At 46.4% G+C, this 15,641-nt stretch carries 17 protein-coding genes; 6 read left to right on the top strand and 11 right to left on the bottom strand.

What is annotated here, in order from left to right:
- Positions 1-55: 55 nt before the first annotated feature.
- Together hutX and ACTTJF_RS02295 are read left to right on the top strand one after the other, a co-directional pair.
- Entirely contained in the window at positions 56-550 is a 495-nt protein-coding gene (gene hutX / locus ACTTJF_RS02300; protein ID WP_442550581.1) for a heme utilization cystosolic carrier protein HutX, read from the top strand.
- 41 nt (positions 551-591) lie between these two features.
- On the top strand, positions 592-1,893 hold the full coding sequence (locus ACTTJF_RS02295; RefSeq protein WP_442550580.1) for an NAD(P)/FAD-dependent oxidoreductase: 1,302 nt from the start codon (positions 592-594) through the stop codon (positions 1,891-1,893).
- Positions 1,894-1,955: 62 nt separating this feature from the next.
- On the opposite strand, the gene ACTTJF_RS02290 is transcribed toward ACTTJF_RS02295, so the two are convergent.
- Complete coding sequence (locus ACTTJF_RS02290) at positions 1,956-2,696, bottom strand: tetratricopeptide repeat protein (protein ID WP_442550579.1); 741 nt, start codon at positions 2,694-2,696, stop codon at positions 1,956-1,958.
- 92 nt (positions 2,697-2,788) lie between these two features.
- Here ACTTJF_RS02290 and ACTTJF_RS02285 point away from each other — a divergent pair, with 92 nt between their 5' ends.
- Positions 2,789-4,000, top strand: a complete 1,212-nt coding sequence (locus ACTTJF_RS02285) for a saccharopine dehydrogenase family protein (protein ID WP_442550578.1) — start codon at positions 2,789-2,791, stop codon at positions 3,998-4,000.
- A 293-nt stretch (positions 4,001-4,293) separates the two neighbouring features.
- Here the strand turns inward: ACTTJF_RS02285 and ACTTJF_RS02280 are convergent, their stop codons facing one another.
- The 3 genes from ACTTJF_RS02280 to ACTTJF_RS02270 all read right to left on the bottom strand — a co-directional run bounded on the left by ACTTJF_RS02280 (position 4,294) and on the right by ACTTJF_RS02270 (position 6,210).
- Positions 4,294-5,019: an alpha/beta hydrolase-fold protein gene (locus ACTTJF_RS02280; protein ID WP_442550577.1), complete on the bottom strand. Its 726-nt coding sequence runs from the start codon at positions 5,017-5,019 to the stop codon at positions 4,294-4,296.
- 29 nt (positions 5,020-5,048) lie between these two features.
- Entirely contained in the window at positions 5,049-5,534 is a 486-nt protein-coding gene (locus tag ACTTJF_RS02275) for a molybdate transport repressor (protein WP_442550576.1), read from the bottom strand.
- Between the two features lie 130 nt (positions 5,535-5,664).
- Positions 5,665-6,210: a YceI family protein gene (locus ACTTJF_RS02270; RefSeq protein WP_442550575.1), complete on the bottom strand. Its 546-nt coding sequence runs from the start codon at positions 6,208-6,210 to the stop codon at positions 5,665-5,667.
- Between the two features lie 373 nt (positions 6,211-6,583).
- On the opposite strand from ACTTJF_RS02270, the gene ACTTJF_RS02265 reads away from it, so the two are divergent.
- From ACTTJF_RS02265 to ACTTJF_RS02255, 3 genes are read left to right on the top strand one after another with little or no spacing between them, the layout of a single operon-like run.
- Entirely contained in the window at positions 6,584-7,546 is a 963-nt protein-coding gene (locus tag ACTTJF_RS02265) for an HlyD family secretion protein (RefSeq protein ID WP_442550574.1), read from the top strand.
- A complete protein-coding gene (locus ACTTJF_RS02260) occupies positions 7,543-8,718 on the top strand; it encodes an ATP-binding cassette domain-containing protein (protein WP_442550573.1) in 1,176 nt (391 codons plus the stop codon). Before ACTTJF_RS02265 ends, ACTTJF_RS02260 begins: the two co-directional genes overlap by 4 nt.
- An 8-nt stretch (positions 8,719-8,726) precedes the next feature.
- The gene (locus ACTTJF_RS02255; RefSeq protein ID WP_442550572.1) at positions 8,727-9,851 is read left to right on the top strand and encodes an ABC transporter permease; all 1,125 of its coding nucleotides are present in this window, start codon (positions 8,727-8,729) and stop codon (positions 9,849-9,851) included.
- 2 nt (positions 9,852-9,853) lie between these two features.
- Here ACTTJF_RS02255 and ACTTJF_RS02250 read toward each other — a convergent pair whose 3' ends face one another.
- From ACTTJF_RS02250 to ACTTJF_RS02220, 7 genes are all read right to left on the bottom strand, one after another.
- The gene (locus tag ACTTJF_RS02250; RefSeq protein WP_442550571.1) at positions 9,854-10,801 is read right to left on the bottom strand and encodes a hypothetical protein; all 948 of its coding nucleotides are present in this window, start codon (positions 10,799-10,801) and stop codon (positions 9,854-9,856) included.
- Between the two features lie 34 nt (positions 10,802-10,835).
- Entirely contained in the window at positions 10,836-11,387 is a 552-nt protein-coding gene (locus ACTTJF_RS02245; protein ID WP_442550631.1) for a YaaW family protein, read from the bottom strand.
- A gap of 66 nt (positions 11,388-11,453) precedes the next feature.
- Complete coding sequence (locus tag ACTTJF_RS02240) at positions 11,454-11,555, bottom strand: DUF3944 domain-containing protein (RefSeq protein ID WP_442550570.1); 102 nt, start codon at positions 11,553-11,555, stop codon at positions 11,454-11,456.
- 267 nt (positions 11,556-11,822) lie between these two features.
- Positions 11,823-12,929: an NnrS family protein gene (locus ACTTJF_RS02235; RefSeq protein WP_442550569.1), complete on the bottom strand. Its 1,107-nt coding sequence runs from the start codon at positions 12,927-12,929 to the stop codon at positions 11,823-11,825.
- A complete protein-coding gene (locus tag ACTTJF_RS02230; RefSeq protein WP_442550568.1) occupies positions 12,922-13,611 on the bottom strand; it encodes an ABC transporter ATP-binding protein in 690 nt (229 codons plus the stop codon). Before ACTTJF_RS02230 ends, ACTTJF_RS02235 begins: the two co-directional genes overlap by 8 nt.
- A 6-nt stretch (positions 13,612-13,617) precedes the next feature.
- Positions 13,618-14,415: an ABC transporter permease gene (locus tag ACTTJF_RS02225; RefSeq protein ID WP_442550567.1), complete on the bottom strand. Its 798-nt coding sequence runs from the start codon at positions 14,413-14,415 to the stop codon at positions 13,618-13,620.
- Complete coding sequence (locus ACTTJF_RS02220) at positions 14,412-15,374, bottom strand: ABC transporter substrate-binding protein (RefSeq protein ID WP_442550566.1); 963 nt, start codon at positions 15,372-15,374, stop codon at positions 14,412-14,414. The genes ACTTJF_RS02225 and ACTTJF_RS02220 overlap by 4 nt, the downstream gene beginning before the upstream one ends.
- Between the last annotated feature and the right edge of the window lie 267 nt (positions 15,375-15,641).

Here is a 15,641-nt window from a genome sequence, read left to right as displayed (position 1 = left end):
TTTTTAGCTATTTTTAAATACTATTATCAAAATCTAATTTCAAAAAAGGACAAAAATGAGCGATCTAAAAAAACAAATCGACGAGCTTTTCGAGGACAAAAAGATGTCCGTTTACGATGCGGCCAAACAGCTGAACGTACGCGAATACGAAATCTTGCAGTACCGTGGCGATGACGAATTTAAGGAGGTCGGCGCAGAAAATTTGATGAAAATTTTCGAAGAAGTCAGCACTTGGGGCGAGATGCTTTTTATCAAAAATACGCCCGAGTTTATTATCGAGATCAAGGTGAGCGTGCCTATGCCTAAAAAGGCGAAAGGATTTTTAAATTTCACCGATAAAAGCGGCTTTTTGGGCGGTCACCTCAAAGAAGAATCAATCGCAAGCATCGGCTTTGTAAGCACTAAATTTATGGGGTTTCTCGGACACAGCCTGCACTTTTACGACGCGGATCACAACGTGATCTTTAAGCTTTTCGTAAACCGCAACGAAAAAATGAAGCTAGACGAAGCGCAAGAGCAAAAATTCCTAATGCTAAAAAATAGCTTTTGATTTTAGCTAGCTTTGCCGCGCGTAAATTTTAAGGTTTTTTGATGTCTAAAATTTACAAAATTTACGACGTTTTGATAATCGGAGCGGGCGCGGCAGGACTATTTTTGGCGGCGAATTTACGCAGTAAAAGCGTCGCCTTACTCGAAAAAAACGCAACTCCCGGTAAGAAAATCCTAGCCAGCGGCGGCGGCAGGTGTAACGTCACAAACCGCCGTATCGACGCGTCAAACTACCTCGGCGACGCAAATTTCGTCAAAAATATCCTAAAAAACCTAGACTTCAAAGACGTTTTAAAATTTTTCGGCGAGTTAAAATTTAACCAGCAAAAGCAAAATCAATTTTTCTGCGAAAGCGGCGCAAAGGACGTTTTGGGCGTGCTTTTAAAGCGCGCTAGACAAAGCGGAGCGCAAATATTTTGCAACGCTTGCGTAAAGGGCGCGAGAAAAATTTCGACCGATGAAAACGGGCAAATTTTAGACGTTTCTCCTGCGCAAAATCGCGATGAAAATTTGGCTGATTTTGAGACGAAATTTGATTACGCCGAGCAAAATTTAAACGAAATTTTTGAAGTTGTTGCTGAAGACGGCGATAAATTTTACGCTAAAAACCTCATCGTAGCTAGCGGCGGACTAAGCTACAAAAGCCTAGGCGCTAGCGACATCGGCTACGAAATAGCGCAAAGCTTCGGCATCAAAGTCATACCGCCCGTGCCCGCGCTCGTGGGATTTACCGTGCAAAAAGACGAGTTTTGGTTTAAAAATCTAAGCGGAGTTTGCTTCCCCACCCGCATCCGCGTAGGCTGTGCAGGTAAAGACGCCGCCGCAAACCGCGAGTCAAAAATGCCGCGAGAATTCGCGGGCGACATACTTTTCACGCACAAAGGCATAAGCGGCCCGGCCGTGCTAAACGCTTCGCTTTTTTGGCAAAAGGGTTTAATCGCCATAAATTTTTGCCCGAATTTTAGCATCGAAACCGCGCAAAAAAGCAAAAAACAGCTCAGCACTATCCTGCCGCTACCTAGGCGATTTACGCTCGAGTTTTTACGCGCGGCGGGGCTTAGCGACAAGCCTTACGGCGAGTACAAGGCGGACGAGGCGGCGAAAATCTCGCGGCTCTTTGCTTACGAATTTGCGCCTGCTGGGACGTTTGGCTTCGAGCGAGCCGAAGTCACAAAAGGTGGCGTAGACACGGACGCGCTAGACGCAAACTGCGGCCGTGGCGGCACTCGCAGGCTTTATTTCATCGGCGAAGTCTTAAACGTAACGGGGATGCTTGGCGGGTACAATTTGCATTTTGCTTTCGCTTGCGCGGCAAATTTGGCAAAGCGATTAAACGCCGAGTAGTGCAGCGGCTTAGTCAAATTTGAGGCGTAAATTTAGCCCGCCTCAAGATCTAATCGCTAAATTTACAACTCTTTTATCTTTGCCTCCACCTCTGCTTTTAGGCTTTTTGCATGTTTATCGTTACTTTTTTCTAAAATTTTATTCGCGACTTTAAGGGCTTTTTCGTAGTTTTGCAGCGCCTCTTTTTTATTGCCGAGTCCCGCCAGATCGCCCGCCATCTGCGCATAATACTTGGCTCGCAGCAAATTTACGCTATCAGCGCCAAAAACCTCTTCGCAAATCCTAAACGCGACGGCGTGTTTTACGTATGCGCCGTTAAAATCGCCCATTTTATAGAGCGTATCGCCAAACCCCGCGTAGCAGCTCATCAGGTCTTTTTGCATCTTCTTGCCGCCAAGCTCATAGCATCTGATCGCCGCGCCGAAATTCGCTATCGCTTCATCGTATCTCCCCAATGCCGACTGCGCGCTAGCCACGCCGTGATAGGGCTTTGCTAGCGCTTTGTGCTCTTTGCCCAGACCTTTTTGTAAAATTTTTAGTGAATGTTCGTAGGCTGCGAGCGCCTTTTGCGGCTCGCCTGCAAACATAAAAAAGCTGCCCGAGTTGTTTAATGCTATGATCGTGTTCTCATGCTCTTCGCCGTACTCAGCCAGGCAAATTTGAGCGGCTTTTTCGCCCGCTATCGCCGTAGCCATGGCATCGCGATCAGGCTCTATAAACTCATCTATACTACGCTGCATCGCCTCCTCGCAGCTCGTCCCAAATAGCCAAATCGGAAGCAGAAAAATTAAAATTTTACGCATAAAATTCCTTTAAAATTTCGCGCTATTGTAACGATTAAAAGCAAATTTTATATAAGCTTTAGATAAAATTATAAAAATTTAAAGGAGCCCAAATGTCAAATATCTTAATCATAGGCGCGGGCGGCGTGAGCCAAGTCGCGACCGTAAAATGCGCGATGAACGCGGACGTTTTTACAAAAATCACCCTTGCAAGCCGCACGAAAAGCAAATGCGACGCGATCGCTAAATTTATCAAAGACCGCCTAGGCGTGCAGATCGATACCGCGCAGATCGACGCGGATGACACCGACGCGGTCGTAAATTTAATCAAAAAAACGGGCGCCGAGCTACTGCTAAACGTCGCGCTGCCGTATCAGGATCTAACCCTCATGGACGCGTGCTCTCGCGCCGGCATCCCCTACATCGACACCGCAAACTACGAGCACCCCGACACCGCCAAATTTGAATACAAGCTACAGTGGGCGAAGGACGGCGAGTTTAAAGCCGCAAACACGATGGCGCTGCTGGGAAGCGGCTTTGATCCGGGCGTGACCAATGTATTTTGCGCCTACGCGCAGCAAAATCTCTTTGACGAGATCCATGAGATCGACATCCTAGACTGCAACGCGGGCGATCATGGATATCCGTTTGCGACGAATTTCAACCCTGAAATCAACCTGCGCGAAGTAAGCGCAAAGGGCCGCTACTGGGAGCGCGGCGAGTGGAAGGAAACCGAGCCGATGGAAATAATGTTCAAGTGGGACTATCCGAAAGTAGGCGTCAAAGACAGCTACCTACTCTATCACGAGGAGCTTGAAAGCTTAGTAAAAAACATCAAAGGGCTGAAGCGAATCCGCTTTTTCATGACCTTTGGACAAAGCTACCTCACACACATGAAGTGTCTAGAAAATGTCGGCATGCTACGCATCGACGAGGTCGAGCACAACGGAGTAAAGATCGTGCCGATACAGTTTCTAAAAACCTTGCTACCTGATCCTGCGAGCCTCGGTCCTCGAACGAAGGGCAAAACCAACATCGGCTGCGTGATACGTGGCTTAAAAGAGGGTAAAGAGCGCCAAGTCTACATCTACAACGTCTGCGACCACGAGGCTTGCTACGCCGAGACGGGTGCACAGGCCGTGAGCTACACGACTGGCGTGCCTGCAATGATCGGCTCGATGATGGTCGCAAAAGGCATTTGGAGCGGCAAGGGCGTCTTTAATATGGAAAATTTCGACGCTAAACCTTTCATGGACGAGCTAAATAAACAGGGCTTGCCGTGGGAGATGATAGAGATGAAACCCGGCGAGAGGTATGAAGTCTAGTTTTTAGGCTTGTCTTTTTCTACTTATACTTCGTTGAAATTTGATTTTTAATGCTCGCGTACAACATATACGCTCCGCTTAAAAATCTTCTGCTTGCAGCTACAAACGAAGTGAAGTAGAAATTTCGCCTCGTCTAAGCGAAAAATACTGCACACGATTTTAAGTTAAATATGTCTTGTAAATTTTCATCTCTTTGATAATTTTAGTCAGTCGTCTCAAATTTTTGCACGGCTAAATTTTCAAATTTAACGGCGATTTTGCGGTATATTTAGGCAGGCTTTGACGAACTAGAGTTAAATTTCACCGCAGGCTAGCCACGCTAGCGCCTTTACCGTGCGTCCTATCTCGTCTGCATAGTGATTGCCCGGATTTAGCTCAAATTTGCTTCCGGCGCCCAAACTCTCAAAGTACGCGGCAATATCGCGCGTGGCCTCTAGCGCCGTTTTTAGGTATTCGTTTTTGCTCATACTCTCGCGGTCGCCGATCGAGAGATACGCACGCTCAAGCCTGCCCGCAAGATGCGAGCCCAGCGCAAACTCGCGAAAATCCTTATACCAAAGCGAACCCGAAACGCTAGCGACGCGCATAAATATAGGCGTTTTATAAAGCGAATAAAGCGCAAAAAGCCCGCCTAGCGAGTATCCGCCGATCCCAAGCCACGCCGCATCGCCCGTTTTTGCCAGGACGGCAGGCGCGATCTGCTGCGTTAGAGTTTGCAAATATTCATCCGCCCCACCCTCAAAAGGCGGCTCCTTCTTAAAAAGAGCAGGCATCGGCCATGGCGTCATTTCGGAGCTCCACTCCAGTCCGCTCACTGCCGCAAGCGTGAGATTTACGCTGCTAAGCTCGCTTAAAGCTCGCGCGATCTCGTCTGCTTCGTTCGCAAACGCGTTATAAAATACTATCGGCGCACGAGCCGCATTTTGCAAACCGCCATCATCCGCCTTTAGCGTCAAATTTTGTGCTCCTATGTGGTAGATTGTGACCCTTTTACGGGCTATTTCAAATTCCCCTTTCACGGCGGCCCCTTTTTGCGTTCGCGCAAATTTTACTTTTTCTTATTTTCGCTTTTTTGCGCGTTTAACGCCTCAAATTTCTGCTTTAAAATTTTAAAAACCTCGTGCTTGGATAGCTCATATTTGTCGTATATCACGGCGTCATCGTCGCCGATAGGCTGCATGAGCCCATCAGCCGCGTCGCGGTCTAGTTTGCCTCTTTTAAACCTCACGTTTAAAACGTCGATTTTGCGTTTGGCATCTACCATGCGAACGCCGATTTCTTCGATATCTTTAAAATAAAATTTGGCGTTTTTGCCGCCCTTTTGCACTAAAAATCCATCGTCATCGATGCTCAAAAAGCTAACTTGAAATATCTTTTTCACGCAAAAAACGGCGCAGATAACGGCAACGACCATCGTAAAAACGCCCGTCCCGCCTATGCCGTAATAAAAATACCCCGCGCACCCCGCCGCAAACAGCGCAATAGCCAAAAATAGCGCGCTTACCGCCCCTTTTTTATTTTCTTTCGTCGTCATTTTTTCGCCTTAATTAAATTTTACGGCTCATTATATCTTAAGTTATCGATTTTTCGGCATTACAGAATAAAAAATAATAATAAAGTAGAAAATTCGGCGCAAGCAGATCTTTAAGCGCCGAATTTAAGAATTATTTTATTTTAGCTTCGAGTGAGATTTCTACATCCGGATAGCTTTTGCCACCATGAAAAGGCTTGGCTGAAGCCGCGTATTTTTCAAATGTCTCATTGAGTTTCAAATCAGCCAACAAATCAATGCCGATTTTAGCCTTTAGTTTACCATCTTCCACTGTATACTGCGTTTTGTAAGACTTTGAGTTTCCTTTTACGCTAACTTCGACTTCAGCTTCGCCCGCTTTTTCGTCGCCGCTTACAGATACAATTTTAGCCATTATTGCGTTGCTGTCAAAGATCATACCGATACGTTTGTCGCGATCGGGCAACTTTGTATCGATATTTTTAGGATCGATGTTAAACTCAAAGGTTTTTAGAAAATCGGCAAAATTTGCGTTTTCCGCGCTTTTAAAGCCAAGATCTTTAAACGTACCCTCGACGGCTGTTTTGTTAGCTAACTTATAACCAACGAATTTTACGCTAGGGTTGCCATCTACACTAAAAGCAAATGCCGAAGCAGCCAGCAGTGACGTGGCTAGCGCACCTGAAATGATTTTTTTCATACACTCTCCTTAAAATTAAGATTAATAACTAATATCATTAGAAGGGGAATTATATAACCTCTATCTTCAAAGAATGCTTAAATAGGATATTTTTTATCCTTTTTTATTAGTAATACTGTTTTTATAGTACTTATAAAACACATCTAAGAAATTTAAAGCACAAAAATACTATAATCGCCGCGCTAATTTGCTCCAAATTTAAATTATTCCTTCCTAAAAAGAGATATAAAAAACCGCCGCTTCTACCGCACTATCCAAAGCCTACGCGCCGAAAATATTTCCTTTTCGAATACCGCGCAACGTCTTAAAATGTAGCCAAATTTAACCAAAGCGGGGTATAATGCTATTAAAATAGCGGCTTTAAGGAGGCGAAATGAGTTTAAATTCGAGCAAATTTTACGCGTTTTTTGCCTTTTTTATCCTGATTTTTGCAGGCTGTGCGGACGAAAGCCGGAGCGCGTTTTTTAACGGCTACGTCGAGGGAGATTATCTTTACATCGCGCCTAGCGTTAGTGGACGGATCGTAAATTTGAGCATCAAAGAGGGCGCCGCCGTTCAAGAGGGCGAGCCTCTTTTTGAGATTGAGAGCGCTGAAGCGCTGGCAAATTTAGACGCCACAAAGGCTAACGTAGAAGCTCTAGAAGCCGAGCTAGCCGACCTTAGCACTGGCAAGCGCCCAGAGGAGATCGAGCGCATAGATGCCGAGCTAAAACAAGCCAAGGCTGCGCTTTGGATCGCGGAGGCCAACTACGAGCGCGCGAAGTCGTTGCTGGCCAAACATGCCGTTTCGCAAAAAGATTTCGACGCCGCAAAGGCGGAATTTGACAGAGCAAACGCCCTAGTTAGCGAGCTAAACGCCGCGCTAAAAATCGCAAATTTGCCCGCTAGAAGCGAACAAATAACAAGCCTAAAAGCAAAAATACAAGCAGCCAAAGCGCAGGAGCGGGCCGCGCGGTGGAGGCTAGAGCAAACCGCCGTCGTAGCGCCGAGATCCGGACTCGTCGAAGATATATTTTATAAAACGGGCGAGTTCGTCCAAAGCTCGCAGCCAGTGCTATCTCTGCTGCCGCCGGGCGAGGTAAAGATCAGATTTTTCGTGCCGGCAGGAGCGCTGCCTGGCCTGCGCGAGGGGCAAAAAGCGCGCATCAGCTGCGAAGAGTGCACAGACTTTAGCGCTCGCATCGTAAAGATCGCGTCCGCCCCCGAGTACGCCCCGCCCGTCATCTACAACCAAACCTCGCAAAGCACGCTGGTCTATCTAGTCGAAGCCGTGCCCGAAAACAACGCAACCGCCCTGCACCCGTCGCTACCGATAAAAGCGAGGCTAGAGCCGTGAACGCGCAAAATATCGCCGTTCAAATTCGGCGTTTAAATTTGGACAAAATTTCGCCGGGGCAAAATTTAAACGCACGCGGCGGTAAAATTTACGGCGCAGACAAAGCTCCGTCGCAGACTGAAAGAAAATCAAATTTGAGCGGATCAAGTCCAGCAAACGAGCTCAAGGCAAAATTTAACCTTCATAAAAATTCTCGCGTAAATTTTAGCAGCGCAAATTTGCAGTCAAATTTGACTCCAAATTTAAGCCCCAAACCGCAGGGCGGCGACTACGCCATCGATGTTAGCGGCCTCACCAAAAAATTCGGCAAAAAGATCATCACGGACAACATCGACATCAGGGTCAAAAAAGGCAGCGTGTGCGGATTTTTAGGGCCCAACGGTAGCGGCAAGACGACTACCATACGCATGCTTTGCGGCCTTTTGAAACCAGACGGCGGCAGCGGCAGCTGCCTGGGATACGATTTTCGTAGCCAAAGCGAAGCCATACGCCTAAAAACGGGCTATATGACGCAAAAATTCGGCTGGTACGACGATCTTAGCGTGAGGGAAAATTTGGAATTTATCGCTAGGCTCTTCGCGGTCAAAAATCAAAAAGCCGCCGTAAATCAAATCCTAGACCGCCTAGATCTTGCCCCGCGTCAAAACCATCTAGCGGGCAGTTTATCTGGCGGCTGGAAGCAGCGGCTGGCGCTTGCGATGTGCCTCGTACACGGCCCGGAGCTACTTTTGCTCGACGAGCCCACGGCAGGCGTAGACCCAAAGGCTAGACGCGAGTTTTGGGATATCATCCACGAGTTAGCCCAGGACGGCATCACGGTGCTAGTTTCCACGCACTATATGGACGAGGCCGAGCGCTGCCGCGAGCTCATCTACATCGCCTACGGCAAGATCCTAGCACGCGGCACGCAGTCAGACATCATCGCTAGCTACGATCTAAACGTCTGGGAGCTAAGCGGAGACGCGGCCGGGCGACTAGTATCAAACTCCGCGCTTAGCGTTTCGGCTTTCGGTAACGGCTATCACGTAACCGCAAAAGACGCGGCCGCGCTGCAAGAAGCGGTTAAAAGCCTAGAAATACCGCTAAATGAGCTAAGCCTAAGACCGATAAAAGCGAGCCTAGAGGATGTTTTCATCCACCTGCTAGAGCTTCATAAAGACGAGCGATTTTAGGAGCGGCGATGAAATTTATCTCGTTTTCTCGCACTGCAGCGATGGTCGTAAAGGAATTTCGTCAAATTTTAAGAGACCGCGCGACGCTAGCTATGATCATCGCGATGCCGATGATGCTGATGCTGCTTTTTGGTTACGCGATAAACAACAACCCGCACCACCTGCCCTCAGCCGTAGTGATCGCAGATAGCGGCGGCAAGCTCACCCGCTCGCTAGTCAGCGCGATGAAAAATACGGAATTTTTCGATGTCAAACACGTCGGCGCGGACGCGGACGGGGCCGAAGCTATGATGCAAAGCGGCGAGGCGCAGTTTATTATCTATTTTCCGCCGAATTTAGAACGCGACCTCATGCGAGGCCAAACGCCTAAAATTTTAATCGCTACCGACGCCACCGACCCATCGGCAAACTCTGGTGCCGCAGCCGCGCTGCAAATAGCCTTTGAGCAAGCTCTTGCTAGAGACAAGCCCAGCTACGCCAAGCCTAAGGCGGAATTTGAGCTGCGCGCGCACTCTCGCTACAACCCCGAGCTACTCACGCGCTATCAGATCATCCCGGGACTCATGGGTATCTTGCTCACGCTAACTACGATCCTGCTAACGAGCATATCGGTGACAAGGGAGTTTGAGCGCGGCACGATGGAAAATCTCCTAGCCGCTCCGCTGTGCCCGGCCGAGGTGATGATAGGCAAAATTTTGCCTTACCTGCTCATAGCCTACCTGCAAGTAGGCGCGCTTTTGTTGATAGCGAGGCTACTTTTTGGGCTACCCGCCATCGGCGACTGGGTGGCGCTTTTTACGGCTTGCACCTTGCTAATGCTTGCAAATTTGGGCGTGGGTTTTACTTTTAGCACGCTAGCTCGTAGCCAGCTACAGGCGATGCAGATGACTTATTTTTTCTTTTTGCCTTCGATGCTGCTGTCGGGGTTTATGTTTCCTTTTTACGGGATGCCCGCGTGGGCGCGGTTTATCGGCGAGTGCTTTCCGCTGACGCATTTTTTGCGTATCATTAGAGGCGTATGGCTAAAAAGCGCCCAGCTTAGCGATTTTTACTACGATCTAGCCGCGATTTTGGCGTTTTTATGCGTTAGCACGGCCATATCGCTCGCCAGGTATAAAAGGACGCTGGATTAAAATTACTCGGCAGTTATAAACTTTATATTCTCACCGTTTTGTAGCAGATAAACGTCTTGGCTTTGCTGCGAAAAAAGTTTTCTTTCAAAATTTTGCAAAAATAAATATTCGTCGTCTATCTTTTTTGACTTGTCTCGCAATCGCTTTATGATAATTTTATCGCTTTGGCTATGCTTTGAGATTTTAGCAAAATCATTTTCCAATATTTTCTCGGTATCCATAAGTCTTTGCATTGTGCTTATAGCCTTATCTATTTCACCGGTATTTAGATGATGTTTATAAATCAGTGCATCGCAAGTCTGCATTATCTTTTCGGCCAAAATATAGCTCTTTATAATATTTTCCTCATCTTTTTTAAGCGCGTTTTTAAAATTTATAAAATAATAAAGCCTTATCCTGTCAGCCTTAAATTTTATATCTTTTAAAAGAATTTTATCGCTTTCGTCTAAATTTTGGCTCCGGCTTAATAAATAAACGCAATTAATTAGAGCTAAAATTTCAGCTCTTTTCTCGTTTTCAAAATGCTCCAAAATTTTATCCAGCTTTTCGTTTATGCCTTTTAAATTTTCGTTTATCTCACGCATAAACTGCTGTCCAAGCGCGATACTAGCCACTTGATAAAAAGCAAACGGCGTTACGATTTTAGCTATATCTTCGCCGCCTAAAACGTTAAAAGCCGCATGCCCTTTTAGCTCGCCGTTTTCGCGTACCGCCGTACCCAACCCGCTACCGAATTTTCCATCTATCTTGCTAAGCTTACTAGCATCAACGGTGCATTTAAAGAGCTTTGAGCCCTCATTTGTTAAGCGTGCGTCTCTTAAAATTTCGGCTCCGCTTTTTACGGCGGTATCGGTTAAATTTACGCCATTGCGCTCAAGGCTGTAGAAGTGACACGTTTTAAAATTATCCAACTCTCCTATATCCGCCTCTTTTATAATTATCTCGTTCATTTTTTCCTTTTCTAGCGGGCCAAAGACCTGCGTTTTATTTATCCATATGCTTTTGTCGCAGATAAGCTATCTGCACTACAACCGGTATAGTTACTCGGTATGCCGGACCTGCTATATCAGCAGCCGTCCAGATGCCAGAAATCGTCCAGCCGATCGGCCCAGCCAAAATAGCCACCCACCTCGTAAGAGTACTGTTTCCGATTATCGTTAGTCCTTTGCCTAAAAGCGCTTTCCAAATAGCATTTACTATAACCAACGTAAATTGATACGCCTTAAATTTACCGAGCTTTATTGCCGTTTGTAACGCCATTATTACTGCTTGCGGCGTATACTTCTCTGTTTTTATATCAAGATCCTTTAAGAACCCCTTGCGCTCGCCTTCGCTCATCTTTTCAAGCGCGTCGGTCGCAATCTTTAAAAGTAGCGAAAGCTCGATATCCTCGATAGAATAGTGAGGGGAATAATGAACTTTAATTCTTTTGCAAACGTCTTCTAAAATCTCGGCATATTGAACTCCGCCGCCTCTAAAAATGTTTACGAAAGTATTACCGCCGTATCTTTGTATCTCTTCTAAAATAAGATCGATGTACTGTGCATGATCAGGATAGTGTCTGATAAATTTTTTATCGTTCGAGAGACTTTCGCTGATCCTTTAGTCATTATCTTTGCCTTTTAGGATCTCGACTAGATCGTTTAGATCTTCATTACTCATTTGCCTTAAAAACTCTAATCCGATATCGTATTTGTATGCCATTTTATTTCCTTTTTTTAGATTTATTTTATTTGAAATTTGAGTAAAATTTAAAGACCATCCGCCTTTTAAAAGCGGTATATAAAAGTGAAATTTTGGATTTTTAAATAGGTTAAATAAGGATAAATTTGCGCCTTTTAGGCAGAGCGTATTACTCTCTCGAATTTTTGATTTTTCAAGAGTTTTCCTTTGCGTTTATTTTTTGTTTTTATACAAAAAATAGCGACTGGTTGAGTCGAATTTTAAAATTTGATCCGAAACAAAATAAATCTACTCCGGATCGTCGCTAAACTCGTTATCTCTGAAAATTTTATAAAAGTCGATAAACCAAAGCGCAAACGCTACGGCGATGAGGGTTGCGGGTAGATGGATGTAAAATCCGCTCCAAACGTAAGCCAAAAAGCCCCTACAAACGCCAGCAATAATAACAAGCGCAAAGGCAATCTTGCTCAGGCGTAAAAACTCAAGCTCCTGCCCGCTGTGGCGCAGGCCTGCGATGTTAAAGATAAGCATAATGCTAAAAATAATGCCGTTTAGCGCGATGACGTGCAGCATGTTTGTCTCCAGCCCAAGCCCCAAAATCCCGCTCGCGCCGTAAATGATATAACCCGCGGCGAGCAAAAGCTGCATCAAGTAGTAATAAATCACGAAGCTATGACGCAAAAGCTCCTTGTAGTGCCACTCTTTTAGCTTGGCTAAAATCGCGCTACCGCAGGCTATCGCGGCGAAATTTACCGCCTTGCTGCCTTCAAAAAACAAGCTAACTAACAAAAATGCGCAAACGCTAACGATAGCGATATTTTTATAGACGAAATTTGGCACGAAAGCCGCGTCTTGCATACCGGACTCGCGGTTTAGCGCCTCTTTACCAAGCACGACGCTAACGCGAAAAGATACGAGCAAGATTGCGATTACGTGCAGGTGGATTTGTAAATTTAAAAATTTCTCCTCGCCGCTAAGCAGATAGTAAATCTCAAAGCCAAGAATGCCTAGTAAAAATGCTAAAACGCCCAGCTGATCGTCGTTGCGGTCAAGCCAGATCATATAAACGCAAAGCCCCGCCAAATACGCCCAAAAAAGCGCCATAAAAAAGTGCGCCGCAAACAGGCTAAAAAATGCGCTAAAAAAACTCGCCGAAAAAAACGAAAACATAACGCAGGCATGCTTTTTTAGCCCTCCGCTGAAATTCGTCCAATCAGTTAGCCCCGTTAGCAAAAATCCCGCGTACGCAAGGGCCGCGACAAGGTGCAAAAAGATAAATTTATGCCAGCTAACGAAATCTACGGGCGTAAAAAATACCGCCCCGCCTAGCACCGCGCAAACCGCGCTCGTAAGGAAAAAAATTCTCATCGGATGGGTAAAAAAGTCGTTAATCATAATAAATTTTTCCTTTAAAATTTTCGTCTATCACGCCGCTAGCGTAGGCAAAATCCCGCTGCAAAAAGGCGCGCTCAAGCTCTAGCTCGCGCTCGATCACCGCGCCCTTGCTCGCTAAAAAGCAAATTTTACTCGACATCCTAGCCGCCTCCATCCTATCGTGAGTTACCAGCACTACGCTCATGCCCTCTTCGACGCGGTGCGTGACGATGTCTATCAGGATTTCTTTCATATCATAATCAAGTCCCGAAAACGGCTCGTCCATCAGCAGCAAATCAGGCTTTGTCACGATCGCTCGCACGAAAGCAACCCTTTGGCGCATGCCGCCGCTTAGCTCATCTGGGTACTTTAGCGCGTCTTTTTCCGTTAGTCCAAGTCTAGCAAAGAGCTCTAGCACGGCCTTTTCGTCAGGCTCATCCATCACGAGTAGCACGTTATCAAGCGCGTTTTTCCACTCGAGCAGGCGATTTTCCTGAAAGAGATAGGTCGTTTTGTTAAATTTATTGATTATTTTTCCCTTACGCGGATCGATAAGCCCCGAGATCAGGCGCAGGATCGTGGTTTTACCGCAGCCGCTCGCGCCAAATAGCGTCACTACTTCGCCAGCGCCGACCTTTAAACTAAAATCGCGCACGACCTTGTCGCGTAAAATTTCGTATTCTAAATTTTGAAGTTCCAGCATAGCAAACTACCTTTTCCACGGCATTAGCGTGATCTTTAGCGGCTCGATAACCAGATACTCAAAAAGCATAATGATAGCGATAGTAAGCACGACGTAGGCCATCACTTCGGTGGTGTCTAGCATCACTCTAGCGCTAGCGATCTTAGCGCCCATACCGTCGTTTGCGCCTAGCAGCTCGCCCATGATGACGATCTTTACGCCCATGCCCACAGCGACGCTTAGAGAGCTGATAATATGGCTAGTTAGGTGCGGAACGTATAGGTGGCGAATCTTTTTGCAAATGCCTAGTTTATACGCGTCAAACATCTCCTTTAGCTCCTCGCTAACGCTCATCATACCGACCATCGAGCTAGCAAAGGTTAGCGGCAAAACCGTAATAATAATCGTAAAGATAGTGCTAGCATTTCCAAATCCGAACCAAAATATAGCTAAAACGATCCAAATAATAGGCGGCATAGAAAGCAGCGTCGTGATCACCGGCTTTAAAAATGCGGCAAAGCTTCTGTACGCTCCTGCAACCAGACCCAGCGTGATACCGATGGCACAGGCCGTACCGACTCCCACTAGCGAGCGCACGAGAGTGATGTTTATCTCGCTGTTTTTATAATCCGCCAAAAGCTCGTAAGCCCGTACGAAAACCACCTCGGGCGCGGGGAGTAAAAACTCCCCTCCCAGCTCGCTGCCGATCTGCCAAAGCGCGATAATAAGCGCTATCGTCGCAAGACCGCTAAAGCCGCCCCAAAGGTAGTCCGCGACCTTTAAAAACGCGCCGCGGTCTTTTTTGACGTTATCGACGAGTATCATAAAAATAGGCTTTTATCGGGCATTTTTCCGCCCAGAAGCTTAGGATTTAGCTCGAAAAGCACCTCAAAAAAGCTCATAAGCTCATCGGTTAAGTCCTTGGCCTTAGTCACGGTCAAATTTGAACGCTCGAACGCGTTTGCAAGTGCAGGCTCCGGAGCCGGCAGGTACTGCGCGCCGATTTGCGCCGCGCTTTGTTTGTTTTCTAGTATCCATTTTAGAGCGTTTTGCATGTCTTTGTGAAATATCTCAAAAACATCTCTGTTTGCGTTATAGTAGTCTAGATCGACGATGAGTCCGGCCTGCGGGATATATGGCTTGATACCAAAACTCTCGCCCCAAACCTCAGGCAGCTCAAAGCCCACGCGCACGTCCACGCCCATTTTCTTGCCGCGTAGTATCGCAGCCGAGCTCATCGGCTCGATCGATAGGGCCGCGTCGAAATCCTTTTGCAAAAACAGCCCTATGGCTTCGGGCGGAGTTTGAACGTAGTTGATCTCGATTTTAGAGATATCTATGCCTCGTTTTTTGCAGATGGCGTGTAGCACGAGGTCGGGCATATCGTTTTTAAACGGCATGATTAGCTTTTTGCCGATTAGATCCTCGATGCTTTTGATGTTAGGGTCTTTAACGATGATGTTTTGAAGGCCGTTAGTCATGATGTTTAGCAGGCCAAAATTTATGCCCTGATTGGCCAAATTTACGCCCACGTTGCTAGGCGCCGCGGTTAGTTTCATCTCGCCGCTAGCCACGCCGGCGCGCAGCTGATCGGGGTTGTTCCAGATCCTTAGCTTTATGTCGTGAGTTTTGGTTAGCTCGCCTTGCAGGCTCGCCACGGCTAGCATGGTGCTAGGGATCGCGGGCATCCCCCACACGTCAAATCTCTCCTTAGCAAGCAAATTCGGCGCAAAAGCAGTCGCGCCTAACGCCGCGCCAAGTCCTAAAAATCCTCGTCTGTTCATAGCTTTCTCCTTGTATTAAGATTTTAAATTTTATTTCGTTTTTGCTTTGCGGATCGGCTTCAGGCGTCAAATTTGACGATCAAATTTGAACGATAAATTTGAGCGTTAAATTTTACTTGTCCAGACCCGCACCGCAAAAATGCTAAATTTACTCGAGGCAAATTTGACTTTGCCTCAACTTATTTTTGATAATTATACCCAAGATTTAAATCAAAAATCTTGATTTAAATTTTGATTTTTTGTTGATTTGGGTTTTTAAATTTGAGT

The organism is Campylobacter sp. (assembly GCF_052170435.1).
GTDB lineage: Bacteria > Campylobacterota > Campylobacteria > Campylobacterales > Campylobacteraceae > Campylobacter_A.
This window is presented reverse-complemented; position numbering and strand designations above follow the sequence as displayed.

Excerpts from the sequence above, each read along its gene's own strand:
- hutX (WP_442550581.1), top strand. The coding sequence starts at position 56 with ATGAGCGATCTAAAAAAACAAATCGACGAGCTTTTCGAGGACAAAAAG.
- ACTTJF_RS02295 (WP_442550580.1), top strand. The coding sequence starts at position 592 with ATGTCTAAAATTTACAAAATTTACGACGTTTTGATAATCGGAGCGGGC.
- ACTTJF_RS02290 (WP_442550579.1), bottom strand. The coding sequence starts at position 2,696 with ATGCGTAAAATTTTAATTTTTCTGCTTCCGATTTGGCTATTTGGGACG.
- ACTTJF_RS02285 (WP_442550578.1), top strand. The coding sequence starts at position 2,789 with ATGTCAAATATCTTAATCATAGGCGCGGGCGGCGTGAGCCAAGTCGCG.
- ACTTJF_RS02275 (WP_442550576.1), bottom strand. The coding sequence starts at position 5,534 with ATGACGACGAAAGAAAATAAAAAAGGGGCGGTAAGCGCGCTATTTTTG.
- ACTTJF_RS02270 (WP_442550575.1), bottom strand. The coding sequence starts at position 6,210 with ATGAAAAAAATCATTTCAGGTGCGCTAGCCACGTCACTGCTGGCTGCT.
- ACTTJF_RS02265 (WP_442550574.1), top strand. The coding sequence starts at position 6,584 with ATGAGTTTAAATTCGAGCAAATTTTACGCGTTTTTTGCCTTTTTTATC.
- ACTTJF_RS02255 (WP_442550572.1), top strand. The coding sequence starts at position 8,727 with ATGAAATTTATCTCGTTTTCTCGCACTGCAGCGATGGTCGTAAAGGAA.
- ACTTJF_RS02250 (WP_442550571.1), bottom strand. The coding sequence starts at position 10,801 with ATGAACGAGATAATTATAAAAGAGGCGGATATAGGAGAGTTGGATAAT.
- ACTTJF_RS02240 (WP_442550570.1), bottom strand. The coding sequence starts at position 11,555 with ATGGCATACAAATACGATATCGGATTAGAGTTTTTAAGGCAAATGAGT.
- ACTTJF_RS02235 (WP_442550569.1), bottom strand. The coding sequence starts at position 12,929 with ATGATTAACGACTTTTTTACCCATCCGATGAGAATTTTTTTCCTTACG.
- ACTTJF_RS02230 (WP_442550568.1), bottom strand. The coding sequence starts at position 13,611 with ATGCTGGAACTTCAAAATTTAGAATACGAAATTTTACGCGACAAGGTC.
- ACTTJF_RS02225 (WP_442550567.1), bottom strand. The coding sequence starts at position 14,415 with ATGATACTCGTCGATAACGTCAAAAAAGACCGCGGCGCGTTTTTAAAG.
- ACTTJF_RS02220 (WP_442550566.1), bottom strand. The coding sequence starts at position 15,374 with ATGAACAGACGAGGATTTTTAGGACTTGGCGCGGCGTTAGGCGCGACT.